We start from the raw sequence: 14629 nt of genomic DNA, 5'->3' as shown, positions 1-14629 counted from the left end.
GCAACAATACTAACCCAATAATAATCCCCTGAATTTTTCAGGGGACTTTTAACAAGACAGGGATTATTTAATCGGATCTAAACCTAATACTTTACGCCCATTAATACTGGCAATATTGACCATTTCTTCTAAATTTGGGAAACGGCAACCTGCAGCTAGCAAGCTAAGTTCTTGCCACATATCACCCTCACACAATGGCACCATATAATCACAAATATTATCGGTGCCAATGGCGACCGTGATACCCTCAGGGATCATTTCATCGGCTGGTGTTAAGGCATTATGGAATGGCATCAATTCTTCTTTACGGTTACTATCAATCCATGCCATCGGACAAGCGATCATCATCATTTGTGCTTCACGCATTTTTTTATACAAATTGTAGCGGTAAGTTTTGGAGTGGGCACCAATCGAAATCCCATGAATGGCGACGACACGTCCTTGCATACCATGCTCAATGGTTTTATCACAAAGTTGCTCGGTTTCTTTTTCTTTTGGGGTATTAAATTGATCCACGTGAACATGACACATAATCCCCAAAGATTTGGCTTTATCAAGTAAAATATCCATGGCTTCTAAACCACGACCATAATCTAATTCATCACGATAGGGTAAGCCACCGATCATATCTACCATGTCTGAACCAATATCAAACCATTTTCTTGCGGTTGGCTCAATCACCCCTTTTAAGGTTTGGTTGGCAAATTTCAACACAATGTCGCTTTTATACACTTCTCGAGCTTTATGTGCCGCAATAATCGCACGATCTTCACAGACGGGATCAATATCCACGAATGTACCAAACGCTGTGACCCCTTGCGAAATCATTAGCTCAATGGCTTGACTAAAACGAGCATAATAATGTTCTACGGTGGATGTCCGTTTAACTTCATCCACCAGATCCCATTTTTGTTGTAAATTACAGCTGTGGTAAATACTGATTTTTTCAGGTGTCATGGTAAAGGCACGGTCAGCATGAGCATGAGAGTTTACCCAACCGCCTTTTTTGATAATTTCATCTCTAATGTAGGTTTTAAAACTACGAACGTGATTTTTCATAAATATTCCATAATGGTAGAAGTGAATAGTGCGGATAGGGGAGCAAGTTGTTAACATTCTCGCTAATAAAAGAATGCTTATTAATAGAAAATACACATACGCTCAATGAACATTCATTGATAAATTGAGTGGGAATGTTATAAAAAATTCGCTGATTTTTCATTAATAACATTGCTGTCTAGTCCGAGTTGATACTAGGCATGCAGTATAAAACTTTATGATCGAAAAGGCTAGTGTTAATCAGAAAATTACTTGAAAAAACACCGCAGTTTTTGGATTTTCTCTTTAAACTGCGGTGTTTTTTTATTGATTTTTAACGCAAAAATGCGGGAATTTTACTTTCGTATTCCGCAATTTTGTCTTCGTGTTGCAAGGTTAACCCGATATTATCTAAGCCATTTAATAAGCAATGACGGCGAAATTCGTCTAGTTCAAAATGATAGACTTTGTCGCCCGTGGTCACAGTCATGGCTTCCAGATCAATTTGAATTTCTTTGCCTGTATTCGCCCATACCCATTGAAAAATTTCTTCTACTTCTTGTTCGCTTAAACGTACTGGTAGCATGTGATTGTTTAAGCTGTTGTTATAGAAAATATCTGCAAAGCTAGGGGCGATCATCGCTTTAAAACCATAATCTGCTAATGCCCATGGGGCGTGTTCACGCGAAGATCCACAACCTAAATTTTTGCGAGCAAGTAGAATGGTTGCTCCTTGATATTGTGGATAGTTCAACACAAATTCGGGATTGGATTTGGTTCCCTCAACATCAAGATAACGCCATTCGTGGAATAAGTGTTTACCAAATCCGACCCGTGTAATGGCTTGTAAAAATTGTTTTGGAATAATCGCATCGGTATCCACATTCGCCACATCAAGAGGAACCACTAAGCCTGAAAGTTGTTTAAATCCTGCCATTTTTTGCTCCTTAATTTAATGTTACATCACGAATATCGACAAATTTACCAAACACCGCAGCCGCCGCAGCCATAGCTGGGCTAACTAAGTGGGTACGACCGTTTCGACCTTGACGACCTTCAAAGTTACGGTTAGATGTGGAGGCACAACGTTCCCATTCACCTAAACGGTCATCATTCATACCTAAACACATGGAACAACCAGGGTTACGCCATTCTGCACCAGCTTCAATAAAGATTTTATCTAATCCTTCTTTTTCCGCCTGTTCTTTTACTAATCCCGAACCTGGCACTACGAGTACACGTTTGACGTTATCGGCTTTTTTACGTCCTTTCATTACGGCGGCGGCTTCACGCAAATCTTCAATCCGAGAGTTCGTGCAAGAACCGATAAAGACTTGATCCACTTCCACTTTAGTTAAATCTGTATTGGGTTCTAACCCGATATAAGCTAAGGCTTTTTCAGCAGAAGCACGAGCCACGGGATCTTGCATATCTTTTGGATTTGGCACGGGCTGATTAATGCCAATGACTTGCCCTGGGTTGGTTCCCCAAGTTACTTGTGGAGCAATATCCTTGGCTTCTAATGTTACCACCGCATCAAATTCGGCATCATCATCAGTTTTTAAGGTTTTCCAATAAGCTAAAGCATCGTCCCAATCTTTACCTTTCGGTGCGTGTTGGCGATCTTTTAAATAAGCAAATGTGGTTTCATCTGGTGCAACAAGTCCTGCTTTGGCACCTAATTCAATAGCCATGTTGCATACTGTCATACGCCCCTCCATGGAAAGATCACGAATGGCTTCACCACAGAATTCGACCACATAACCTGTTCCGCCTGCCATGGTGGTTTTGCCGATAATGGCTAACACGATGTCTTTGGCGGTAATGCCAGCATTGACTTTGCCACGCACTTCAATTTTCATACTTTTGGCACGTGCTTGTTTTAGGGTTTGGGTGGCAAGCACGTGTTCTACTTCGGAGGTACCGATGCCGAACGCTAATGCTCCAAATGCCCCATGTGTGGCGGTATGCGAATCACCGCAAACAATGGTCATACCCGGTAAAGTTAAACCTTGTTCAGGTCCCATAACGTGAACAATACCTTGTTGTTTGGTGTTCATATCAAACAATTCAATACCTGTTGCTTTACAGTTTTTTTCTAATTCAAGTACTTGAATTTTAGCTTGACCTTCAAGTTTATTCACATCACGTACTTGGGTAGAAATACTGTGATCCATGGTGCCAAAGGTTTTATTGACTTGGCGAACTTGACGATGTGCCACTCGCAAGCCGTCAAAGGCTTGCGGACTGGTGACTTCATGGATCAAATGGCGGTTAATATACAGAATCGGCGTTTCGCCATCTGCTTCATACACCACATGGCTGTCGAATAATTTTTGGTAGAGTGTTTTTCCCATTTTTATTTCTCGTTAGGTTTTGTTAATTCGTTGGGTTGTATTTTTTTAAATGGCGTTAGCAATCAACGTTCCCATTTCACTAGTGGAAACTGGTTGGCTATTATCGGCTAAATCAGCCGTTCTATGTCCAGATGCTAACACTTTTTTCACCGCACTTTCAATGGCTGTGGCGGCTTCGTTTTGGTTAAAACTATGACGTAACATCATAGCTGCCGATAAAATCTGAGCAATCGGGTTGGCGATGCCTTTGCCTGCAATATCAGGGGCAGAACCGCCAGCAGGTTCGTATAAGCCAAAGCCTTGTTCATTTAGACTGGCGGACGGCAACATCCCCATTGAACCTGTGATCATGGCACATTCATCAGAAATAATATCGCCAAAAATATTGGAGCAGAGTAGCACGTCAAAGAAAGACGGCTGTTTAATCAACTGCATGGTGGCGTTATCAATATAAATATGATCTAATTTGACTTCTGGATATTGTTTTGCCACTTCATTCACCGTTTCACGCCATAAAATTGAGCTGATTAACACATTGGCTTTATCCACTGAAGTTACGTGTTTGCTACGCTTCATGGCGGTTTCAAAGGCCACTTTAGCAATACGTTCAATTTCGTATTTGTAATATACTTCAGTATCAAAGGCTTTAGTTTGGGAACCCTCGCCCTCACGCCCTTTGGGTTGACCGAAATAAATCCCGCCAGTTAATTCACGTACTGTTACCATATCAAAGCCTGTTTCGGCAATATCCGCACGCAATGGACAGAATTTTTCTAAACCTTTGTACAGCGTGGCAGGGCGTAAATTACTGAATAATTTAAAATGTTTACGTAACGGCAATAATGCTCCACGTTCAGGCTGTTGATCTGGCGGTAAGTTTTCCCATTTTGGACCACCCACTGAACCAAATAAAATCGCATCCGCTGACTCACAGCCTTGCAACGTATTTTCAGGCAATGGACAACCTTGTTTATCAATGGCAATACCGCCTACGTTGAAATGGTTGTAATTTAATGTAAAACCGTATTTTTGTTGTACCACATCTAACACTTTAATGGCTTCTGCCATAATTTCAGGACCGATGCCGTCGCCTGATAAAACTGCTACGTTGTATGTTGACATTTTGTTTTCCTATTTTTAATTAATGTATTCATTGATAAAGCCCCCCTCAGGGCTTCGCCCAGCTCCCCCCGCAAGAAAGGGGAGCAAAATAATGCTTGAACTCGAAGATTGTAATCTTGTTCGCTCCCCCTGCTTGCGGGGGGAGCTGTCCGCAGGACTGAGGGGGGCAAAACCCACCAAACTAATGTTTCAAATTCTTGGTCAAATTCGCCACTTTTTGCGAACGATAAATGGCATTAATCGCATGAATTAACGCCAGTGCGGAAGATTCCACAATATCCGTGGCAAGACCGACCCCATGGAAACGGCGACCTTCATATTCCACTACAATATCCACTTGACCAAGTGCTTCTGCTCCCTCGCCTTTGGCGGTTAAATTATAATGGGACATTTTCAAATCCATACCCACAATTTGCATAATCGCATTATACACCGCATCCACAGGACCATTACCGCCATTAGAAACTTGATTAATACGATAACCGTCTAACGCCACTTGTACAAAGGCTGAAGCAGGTAAACCACTTAATGTTTGTGAAGTGATCACGTCTAAAGTTAAACGATCTTCATCGCCTTGTTGCATATCAATAAATGCTAATGCCTCTAAATCGTAATCAAACACTTGACCTTTCTTATCCGCCAATTTCAAGAAAGCCTCATATAATTTGTCCAAATCGTAATCTGCTTCGGTGTAACCCATATCCGCCATGTGACCTTTCACAGCCGCACGCCCAGAACGGGCAGTTAAATTCAATTTTTCTTTTTTCAAACCGATACTTTCAGGCGACATAATTTCGTAGGTGTTTTTATTTTTCAACATACCGTCTTGGTGAATACCTGATGAATGAGCAAAAGCATTATCGCCCACAATGGCTTTATTCGGCTGAATTGGCATATTACAAAGTTGGCTCACCATTTGGCTGACACGGTGAAGTTCTTGGGTATTAATACGGGTATCTAAGCCGTTAAACATATCTTGACGAGTTTTAATCGCCATTACCACTTCTTCCAACGCCGTATTGCCTGCTCGTTCACCAATACCATTAATGGTACATTCAATTTGTCTTGCCCCATTTAACACCGCAGTTAACGAGTTGGCGGTTGCCATACCCAAATCGTTATGGCAATGCACGGAGATAATCGCTTTATCAATGTTTGGCACACGGTTTAACACATCTGCCATAATGCCACCATATTGGGTTGGTAAGCAAAAACCTACTGTATCAGGAATATTGACTGTGGTTGCACCAGCGGAAATGGCAGCTTCCACGATGCGACAGATGTTGTCAATCCCTGTACGCCCTGCATCTTCACAAGAAAATTCTACATCATCGGTATAATTTCTCGCACGTTTTACTGCTGCCACAGCCATACCCACCACATCATCAAAAGAACGTTTTAATTTGGCTTCTACGTGTAACGCTGAACTGGCAATAAAGGTATGAATCCGATAAGCATCAGCCACTTTCAAGGCTTCATAAGCCGCATCAATATCTTTATCTACGGCACGAGATAAGGCACAAACACGGCTGTTTTTAATATTTTCCGCAATCGTACGTACTGATAGAAAATCGCCCTCTGATGAAACAGGAAATCCGACTTCCATGACATCCACCCCTAATCGTTCTAAGGCAAGAGCAATTTGTAATTTTTCTTTTACGGTAAGACTTGCTTTTAATGCCTGTTCGCCATCTCGCAAGGTGGTATCAAAAATAATAATGTTGTTTGCTGCCATAATGTCATCCTTTTCTTTTCGTTAGGGTTTTACTTTGAAAGTGCGGTGTATTTTTTATGTTTTTTTAATAAAAAACCCCGAACTTTTTATCAAAGTGCGGGGTTGTAAATTCGTGTTTTATGCTATTTTTCTATCGTCCACAACTTAACCGCACAAAGAATGTGATAATCGTAAGTTGAGTAGCAGAGCGTGAAAGGTAAACATAAAATTCCTAAAATTGATTAAATTAGGCTCTTATATTACGGATTTAGAAAATTCTGTCAAAGGTTTTTTAGTAAAAAATATCAAAAAATAGAATGGTATAAAAATATTTTTTATATAAAAATCTATGAATATTTCGAAATTTAGTATTTAACACTATTTGGATTTCTTTTAAGGTGGGTTTATTTTGAAAATGTTTAAAATTTAGAGAAGGATTTTTATAAAAATCAGCCTGTTGAATAATTAATGCGGTGGCGAATATTATTCAACAGGCTGTACGGACTATTTCACTTCCCTAAACATAATCTCCCCAGGAATGACCAAACCTTGCCAATATAACTCGCTCGCCACTTTTTCGGCTAATTGTAGATAAGCATGCTTAATTTCAGGGTTAGATTCTGCAATTACGGTTGGTATGCCTTTATCTAAATCTTCTCTTAAACAAATATGTAAGGGTAACTGACCTAGCACTTGTACATGATATTTTTCCGCAATTTTTTCTGCTCCACCTGTACCGAAAATCGCTTCGTGATGACCGCAGTTTGAGCAGATGTGCATTGACATATTTTCTATAATTCCTAACACTGGCACAGAAACTTTATTAAACATGGCAATGCCCTTAATCGCATCAAGTAAAGCAATGTCCTGTGGTGTAGTGACAACAACCGCCCCTGTCACAGGAATTTGTTGTGATAACGTGAGCTGAATATCCCCCGTTCCCGGTGGCATATCAATCACTAAATAATCTAACTCATTCCATAGGGTTTCATTTAACAGTTGATTTAATGCACTGCTTGCCATCGGACCACGCCAAATGGTAGCGTTGTCAGCATTCATTAAATAGCCAATCGAATTGCTTTGTAAACCGTGAGCGATAATCGGATTGATATGTTTATTATCTGGCGATGTTGGGCGTTGGTTGGCTGCACCAAGCATGTGAGGGATAGATGGACCATAAATATCGGCATCTAAAATACCAACTTTAGCCCCTTGAGCTTGTAATGCTAAAGCTAAATTGACAGCAGTGGTGGATTTCCCCACACCGCCTTTTCCTGAAGTAATTGCAATAATATTTTTTACGCCTTTTACCGCTGGGTGATTATTGGCACGTTTCAAAGTGGCGATTTGATAATTTAATTGCCATTTAATTTGTTGAGCTTCTGCGATTGTCAATAAATCATGGGTAACAGTCGTTTTTAACTGCTCAAATGCTGTGTTCCAAGCAAAAGGCATTTGAATTTCGATGCGTAACACGCCTTGCATTTTTTCGATTTTTTTCACCGCACTTAGGGCGATTAAGTCTTTTTGTAATGTAGGGTGAGTAAAATTTTTAAAAACCGAAATGAATTTTGCTTGTTGTTCATCGGTAAAATTATTGGAAAATTGGGTTGTCATTATCTTTCCTAAAATCAAGTAGAGTAAATACCCGACTATTTAACCACGATATTAGAATGATGTTAAGCATAGATTATGTTTTAGCTAGAAAAAACAAGCCAAATCAGGTAAAATCACGCCAATTTTGTATTTCACGGCAAGCCAATTTGGGCTTGCTTATTATTTAAAGGTCTTTTTATGTCAAACCAATTTTCCCCAAAAAAACGTCAAATCCTTGTTACTTGTGCTTTACCTTACGCTAACGGTCCGATTCATTTAGGACACATGTTGGAACATATTCAAGCGGATATTTGGGTACGTTTTCAACGTATGCGAGGTAATGAAATTTATTTTGTTTGTGCTGATGATGCGCATGGTACGCCAATTATGCTGAAAGCGGATCAAATGGGGATCACGCCTGAGCAACTGATTGCTGATGTGCATAAAGCCCATTATGCGGATTTCAGTGGCTTTAATATTAGTTTCGATAATTATCATTCTACGCATAGCGAAGAAAACCGTGAATTTTCCGAGATGATTTATCATCGTTTAAAACAAAACGGTTTTATTAAAAATCGTACCATTTCGCAATTATTTGACCCTGAAAAATCCATGTTTTTGCCCGATCGTTTCGTGAAAGGCACTTGTCCGAAATGTAAAGCACCCGATCAATATGGTGATAACTGCGAAGTCTGTTCTGCCACTTATAGCCCAACGGAATTAATTAATCCACGTTCTACCATATCAGGTGCTACCCCTGTATTGAAAGAAAGTGAACACTTTTTCTTTGATTTGCCGAGCTTTGAAAAAATGTTGCAAGAATGGAATCGTTCGGGTGCGTTGCAAGCGGAAGTGGCAAATAAAATGCAAGAATGGTTTGATGCGGGTTTGCAACAATGGGATATTTCTCGTGATGCACCTTATTTTGGCTTTAAAATTCCGAATACGGAAAATAAATATTTTTATGTTTGGTTAGATGCCCCGATTGGTTATATGGCATCGTTTAAAAATCTGTGTGAACGTGAACAGATTGATTTTGATCGCTTTTGGAAAAAAGACAGTCAAGCTGAACTGTATCATTTTATTGGCAAAGATATTATGTATTTCCACAGCTTATTCTGGCCTGCTATGCTAGAGGGGGCTGATTTACGTAAACCGAGCAATATTTTTGTGCATGGTTATGTGACGGTGAATGGCGAAAAAATGTCAAAATCCCGTGGTACATTTATTCAAGCTGCAACCTATTTGAAACACTTAGATCCCGAATGTTTACGTTATTATTATGCTGCCAAATTGAGTAATCGAATTGATGATTTAGATTTAAATTTAGAAGATTTTGTACAACGGGTAAATGCAGATTTAGTCAATAAATTAGTCAATTTAGCGTCACGTAATGCTGGCTTTATTCAAAAACGTTTTAATGGAAAATTAGCAGAAAAATTAGAAGATCAAAGCCTATTTGAGGAATTTACTCAACAATCGGAGCAAATTGCGACATTGTATGAAAACCGTGAATATGGCAAAGCGATCCGTGCGGTTATGGCATTAGCGGATAAAGCCAATAAATACGTGGACGACAAAGCACCTTGGGTAATTGCCAAACAAGAAGGACGTGATGCAGAATTGCATTCTGTTTGTTCCATGGGGATTGAATTATTCCGTGTATTAATGGGTTATTTAAAACCTGTGTTACCGAAATTAGCCGAGCGAGCAGAGGGCTTTTTACAGACAGAATTAACTTGGCATAATCTGGCACAACCATTATTAGCCCATCAAATTTCTCCGTTTAAAGCCTTATTTAATCGTTTAGAGATGAAACAAATTGATGCAATGATCGAAGCATCAAAAGCGGAAAATGCCGCGGTAAATACCGCAAAAACAGTGGAAAAAAACACCGCAGTTTCTACCAGTAATTCTAGCGAAAATAGCGAATTTGAACCTGTAGAAGCTGAAATCAGTATTGATGATTTTGCCAAAATTGATTTACGAGTGGCAACCGTGTTACATTGTGAAGCCGTACCTGAAAGCAATAAATTATTGAAATTTCAATTAGATTTAGGTTTTGAACAACGTCAAGTATTATCAGGTATTAAAGCTGCTTACAATAATCCAGCAGAATTAATCGGTCGCCAAGTGATTATGGTTGCCAACCTAGCACCTCGCAAAATGAAATTTGGTGTATCGCAAGGTATGATTTTATCAGCGGGTACAGGTGGTGCTGATTTGTTCTTGCTTGCTGTGGATAATGGAGCGAAAGCAGGGGATCGGGTTAAATAATATCCAATTAAATTAGTGTGCTAAAAGAGTGGTGTTTTATTCATCTATGATTTTGCGAGTAAGATCACATTTTTAGTGATTTCTGAAAAAAACTAACAGAAAAAACTTGAAAAGTTTGGATAAACAACATACCTTGTTTGTAAGTAACACAAAAGGATTTATTCATCAATAATAATAAAGAGGTGACAACTATGACACTTAATATTGCAAGTAAACAAATGGACATTACTCCCGCAATTCGGGCTCATATTGAGGATAGATTAGCGAAATTGGAAAAATGGCAAACTCAGCTAATTAATCCTCACTTTGTATTAAGCAAACTACCGCAGGGATTTGGGGTCGAAGCGACGATTGGTACACCAAATGGTAATTTGTTTGCAAGTGCAGAATCTGATGATATGTACAAAGCGATTAACGATGTTGAAGATAAATTAGCAAGACAATTAAATAAACTTCAACATAAAGGCGAGGCTCGCCGAGCGGATGAACGCTTGAAAGATTCCTTTCAATAATTAATTTTTTATTTAAGGCTGATTTTGATAATGTGATTGAAATCAGCCTTTTTGATTTTATAACTTTCAGTAATAGCGAATAGTGTATTTTTGTGATCTGTATTCCAAAAAGTGCGGTGAAAATTCGCATTATTTTTTAAATTAGCATAGATTAATGGGGTGGAAATCGGTAGAATATCGCCCTTTTATACAAACAGTCGTAAGTGTAATAACGTGACACAAGGGTAACTATGTTAGAAATAACCTCAAACAAAATCAATTTAATGAATTTAACTCGTCCGCAAATGCGAGAATTTTTCAAAGAAATTGGTGAAAAGCCATTCCGAGCCGATCAATTAGTCAAATGGATTTATCATTTTGGCGAAGATAATTTCGACAATATGACCAATCTTAATAAACAGTTACGGGAAAAATTAAAATCGGTGGCTGAAATTAAAGCACCTGAAATTGCCGTAGAACAACGTTCATCTGATGGTACGATTAAATGGGCGATGCAAGTGGGCGATCAGCAAGTGGAAACTGTGTATATTCCTGAAGCAGATCGAGCAACTTTGTGTGTGTCTTCGCAAGTGGGTTGTGCCTTGGCTTGTACGTTCTGTTCTACCGCTCAACAAGGTTTTAATCGCAATTTAAATGTGGCAGAAATTATCGGGCAAGTATGGCGAGCATCTAAAATTATCGGCAATTTCGGTGTGACGGGCGTGCGACCGATTACTAACGTAGTGATGATGGGCATGGGTGAGCCATTGTTAAATGTCGCAAATGTGGTGCCTGCCATGGAAATTATGTTAGATGATTTTGCTTATGGTTTATCTAAACGCCGTGTTACCTTATCTACGTCAGGTGTGGTGCCTGCTTTGGATAAACTCAGTGAGATGATTGATGTGGCATTGGCGATTTCTCTGCACGCTCCCAATGATGAATTGCGTGATGTGTTGGTGCCGATTAATAAAAAATACAATATCAAAATGTTAATGGATAGCGTGCATCGTTATTTAAATGTGTCCAATGCCAATCACGGTAAAGTGACGATTGAATATGTGTTGTTAAATCAGGTCAATGATGGGGTAGAACACGCTCATCAGTTGGCGGAAGTATTGAAAAATACGCCGTGTAAAATTAATTTAATTCCGTGGAATCCGTTCCCTGAAGCCCCTTATGCGAAAAGCTCCAACACTCGCATTGACCGTTTCCAAAAGACCTTAATGGAATATGGTTTTACGGTAATTGTACGCAAAACCCGTGGTGATGATATTGATGCAGCGTGCGGACAGTTGGCAGGTGATGTGATCGACCGCACTAAACGGACAGCCGTTAATGCCATGAAAAAACAATTTGGTCAAGGCATTCAGATTAAAACTCATTAAACCGCATTAAGCCAGAAAGTGCGGTTCAAATAGGGAAAAATTTATGAAATTTATACCGCACTTTATACTTATTCTTTTTTTAACCGCTTGCGTTTCGCAAGATGTTGAAATAGATTTTGATCAAAAGCCAGCCGCCAAAGCTCGAGTAGAACTCGCACTGGGCTATTTATCCCAACAAGATTGGGAACAAGCTAAACAAAATCTGGATAAAGCCTTGAGTTATGCCCCTGATTACTATTTGGTTCATTCTGCCTTTGCTTATTTTTACCAACAACAAGGCAATATTACACAAGCCCGTGAATCTTATTTGAAAGCCATTAAACTAGATGATAAACAAGGTGATGTGCATAATAATTATGGTACATTTCTTTGTTCGCAAGGGGAGTTCCAAGCTGCCTACCAGCAATTTGATTTAGCAGTGGCAAGCCCGAATTATTATCGTCAAGCAGATAGTTATGAAAATAAAGCCTTGTGTGCTTTATCGGAAAATAATCAGGCTGTTTATCAACAAAGTAAAATAGCGTTAGAAAAAGCAGATCCTGAAAGGGCGAAGAAATTAAGATAACTATTCTTCACCCTAACATTATCGAGAAACAATATCCTGATTATTGCGTAAATCAATATCTGTATTTGTCGCTTGTCCAACATCAGTTGAAACTGCGGTGGAATTTCCTTGAGTTTTTGCATTACCATACAAGGCTTTACGGTAAGTTTCTACCCACATTGTAGTTGCACCACAAACCGCAACAGGAATGACGACTAAGTTCACCACAGGAACTAACATGCACAAGCTGATTAATCCGCCAAAGGTTAGACTTTGCCAACGGTTATCTTTGAGTTTAACTCGCATGGTATGGAATGAAATTTTGTGGTTATCAAACGGATAGTCACAATATTGAATTGCCATCATCCATGCGGTAAAAGCAAAAGCTAACACGGGTATTACAGATTGCCCTAGCATAGGAATAAAACCGAGTAAAAATAGAACGATATAAATCGGTAAGCTATATACCAGTTTTTGCCATTCTCGAGCTAACATACGTGGAATATCTTTAATAAAATCCATGATAGTCATATCTGCTAGGCTCTCTCCAGTCAGCATTTTTTCGACTTTTTCTGCTAGTAAACCGTTAAAAGGGGCGGCAATAAAGCCTGATAGCATGGTAAATGAAAAGTAAAAAACGATAACTATCATCACTAATGACATGATAAACATCACGGAACTGAGCCAATCTAACCATGCTGGCAGAAAGCCCATTACCCATTCAATTATATGGTTGATTTGACTGATAAATAACCAACTTAGTCCCACCATTAATACCACATTGAGTAAGATTGGCATCACGACAAAACGGCGTAGTCCTTTTTGTGTAATTAAATGCCAGCCCATAACAAAGTAATGAAACCCTGACTTGACTTCTTTTTCTTCGATCATTATTTTTCCTAGTTGGATAACGTTAGTATAAAACGGTGAATAGAATACAAAGTGCGGTCAAAAAATGCAAATTTCAAGATCCATAATGTGAATAAATATGGTAAGCTAACAAATATTTCTGGTTGTTTGAAATAGGACATATTGCAATGGATCTCAATACAATTTTAATTATTTTAGGTATTCTCGCATTAATCGGTTTAGTCGCTCATGGTATCTGGTCTAATCGCCGTGAAAAATCGCAATATTTTAATAATGCGAATAGCTTTAATCGTAGTCAGCATATTCAACGGAAACCAGAACAGTCCCCGACTGATTATGCTCAAGTACCCGTTACGCCAATTCAGAAACGCCAACCGATAGTAAGTCAGCCAGTGGAAAATACGCAAATGAATATTCCACAACCTGAGCCGATTCAAACGGATATTCCAGTCACAGCTCCAGTGCAAGCGAATGCAGTGGAGCAGATCAAAATTACCTTACCTGAATCTGACCTTGCTCAACCAGAATCAGAGCAAGTCTATTATGAATATCGACCAGAACCAAAGCAGCCTAAAGAGAATATGGCAGAATATACTTTAGCCGATGCGGTAGATTATGCAGGGACAGAAGCTCAAGTCGATATGTCATCGCCCGAATTGCGAGTACAGTTACAACAAGCAAGTTCACCGATTTCTGAACCTAAATTACAACAGCCGATTGAAAATAAAACCGAAAACGAACAAACAGGACAAGAACCAGTTACACAGGCATCGCAGCCAACAGATTTTATTTTGTTATATGTGGTGGCACCAGAAAATCGTCAATTTTTAGGGCTTTCTATTGCTCAATCGTTGGATAATTTAGGGTTTATTTTAGGCAAAGATAATTTGTATCATCGCCATGTTGATACGGTGGCAAGTCCAGTGATGTTTAGTGTAGCCAATATTGAACAACCCGGTACATTTAACCCCTATGCCATGAATGAATTTTCTACACTGGGTCTTGCCCTATTTATGCAAGTACCGTCACAGGTTGGAAATGACAAAGCCAATTTAAAAATGATGATCCAAGCCGCAAAAAATTTAGCCGAAGAATTAAATGGTTTTGTGTTAACCGATCAACAAGCTATTTTTGATGACAAGCAAGAACAAGATTATTTAGATCGCGTGTAGCGAAAATTGTCGATTGAAAACCGCACTGTTGAGCGTTCAAAGTGCGGTTTATTTTGTTAA

General features: G+C 39.2%; 12 protein-coding genes. 5 read left to right on the top strand and 7 right to left on the bottom strand.

The window, feature by feature from the left end; translation table 11 throughout:
• Window positions 1-63: 63 nt before the first annotated feature.
• From O1Q80_RS08850 to apbC, 6 genes are all read right to left on the bottom strand, one after another.
• On the bottom strand, window positions 64-1059 hold the full coding sequence (locus O1Q80_RS08850) for an amidohydrolase family protein (RefSeq protein ID WP_386687081.1): 996 nt from the start codon (window positions 1057-1059) through the stop codon (window positions 64-66).
• A 313-nt stretch (window positions 1060-1372) separates the two neighbouring features.
• On the bottom strand, window positions 1373-1975 hold the full coding sequence (gene leuD / locus O1Q80_RS08845) for a 3-isopropylmalate dehydratase small subunit (protein WP_386694565.1): 603 nt from the start codon (window positions 1973-1975) through the stop codon (window positions 1373-1375).
• Window positions 1976-1985: 10 nt separating this feature from the next.
• Complete coding sequence (gene leuC / locus O1Q80_RS08840) at window positions 1986-3395, bottom strand: 3-isopropylmalate dehydratase large subunit (RefSeq protein ID WP_386694563.1); 1410 nt, start codon at window positions 3393-3395, stop codon at window positions 1986-1988.
• A 45-nt stretch (window positions 3396-3440) separates the two neighbouring features.
• The gene (leuB, locus tag O1Q80_RS08835; protein ID WP_386694562.1) at window positions 3441-4517 is read right to left on the bottom strand and encodes a 3-isopropylmalate dehydrogenase; all 1077 of its coding nucleotides are present in this window, start codon (window positions 4515-4517) and stop codon (window positions 3441-3443) included.
• 181 nt (window positions 4518-4698) lie between these two features.
• Window positions 4699-6252: a 2-isopropylmalate synthase gene (leuA, locus tag O1Q80_RS08830; RefSeq protein WP_386694560.1), complete on the bottom strand. Its 1554-nt coding sequence runs from the start codon at window positions 6250-6252 to the stop codon at window positions 4699-4701.
• A gap of 483 nt (window positions 6253-6735) precedes the next feature.
• Window positions 6736-7848, bottom strand: coding sequence for an iron-sulfur cluster carrier protein ApbC (gene apbC / locus O1Q80_RS08825; protein ID WP_386694558.1), 1113 nt, complete (start codon window positions 7846-7848; stop codon window positions 6736-6738).
• A gap of 177 nt (window positions 7849-8025) precedes the next feature.
• Between apbC and metG the strand changes: the two genes are divergently transcribed.
• The 4 genes from metG to pilW all read left to right on the top strand — a co-directional run bounded on the left by metG (window position 8026) and on the right by pilW (window position 12548).
• The gene (metG, locus tag O1Q80_RS08820) at window positions 8026-10104 is read left to right on the top strand and encodes a methionine--tRNA ligase (protein WP_386694555.1); all 2079 of its coding nucleotides are present in this window, start codon (window positions 8026-8028) and stop codon (window positions 10102-10104) included.
• A 191-nt stretch (window positions 10105-10295) separates the two neighbouring features.
• On the top strand, window positions 10296-10616 hold the full coding sequence (gene raiA, locus O1Q80_RS08815) for a ribosome-associated translation inhibitor RaiA (RefSeq protein ID WP_386687068.1): 321 nt from the start codon (window positions 10296-10298) through the stop codon (window positions 10614-10616).
• A 230-nt stretch (window positions 10617-10846) separates the two neighbouring features.
• Entirely contained in the window at window positions 10847-11983 is a 1137-nt protein-coding gene (locus O1Q80_RS08810) for a bifunctional tRNA (adenosine(37)-C2)-methyltransferase TrmG/ribosomal RNA large subunit methyltransferase RlmN (RefSeq protein WP_386694552.1), read from the top strand.
• A gap of 43 nt (window positions 11984-12026) precedes the next feature.
• Entirely contained in the window at window positions 12027-12548 is a 522-nt protein-coding gene (pilW, locus tag O1Q80_RS08805; RefSeq protein WP_386687064.1) for a type IV pilus biogenesis/stability protein PilW, read from the top strand.
• 18 nt (window positions 12549-12566) lie between these two features.
• On the opposite strand, the gene cysZ is transcribed toward pilW, so the two are convergent.
• Window positions 12567-13418, bottom strand: coding sequence for a sulfate transporter CysZ (gene cysZ / locus O1Q80_RS08800; protein ID WP_386687062.1), 852 nt, complete (start codon window positions 13416-13418; stop codon window positions 12567-12569).
• A gap of 146 nt (window positions 13419-13564) precedes the next feature.
• Between cysZ and zipA the strand changes: the two genes are divergently transcribed.
• The gene (gene zipA, locus O1Q80_RS08795) at window positions 13565-14569 is read left to right on the top strand and encodes a cell division protein ZipA (RefSeq protein ID WP_386687060.1); all 1005 of its coding nucleotides are present in this window, start codon (window positions 13565-13567) and stop codon (window positions 14567-14569) included.
• The last annotated feature ends 60 nt before the right edge of the window (window positions 14570-14629 follow it).

The organism is Lonepinella sp. MS14435 (assembly GCF_042485795.1).
Classification (GTDB): domain Bacteria; phylum Pseudomonadota; class Gammaproteobacteria; order Enterobacterales; family Pasteurellaceae; genus Lonepinella.
This window is presented reverse-complemented; position numbering and strand designations above follow the sequence as displayed.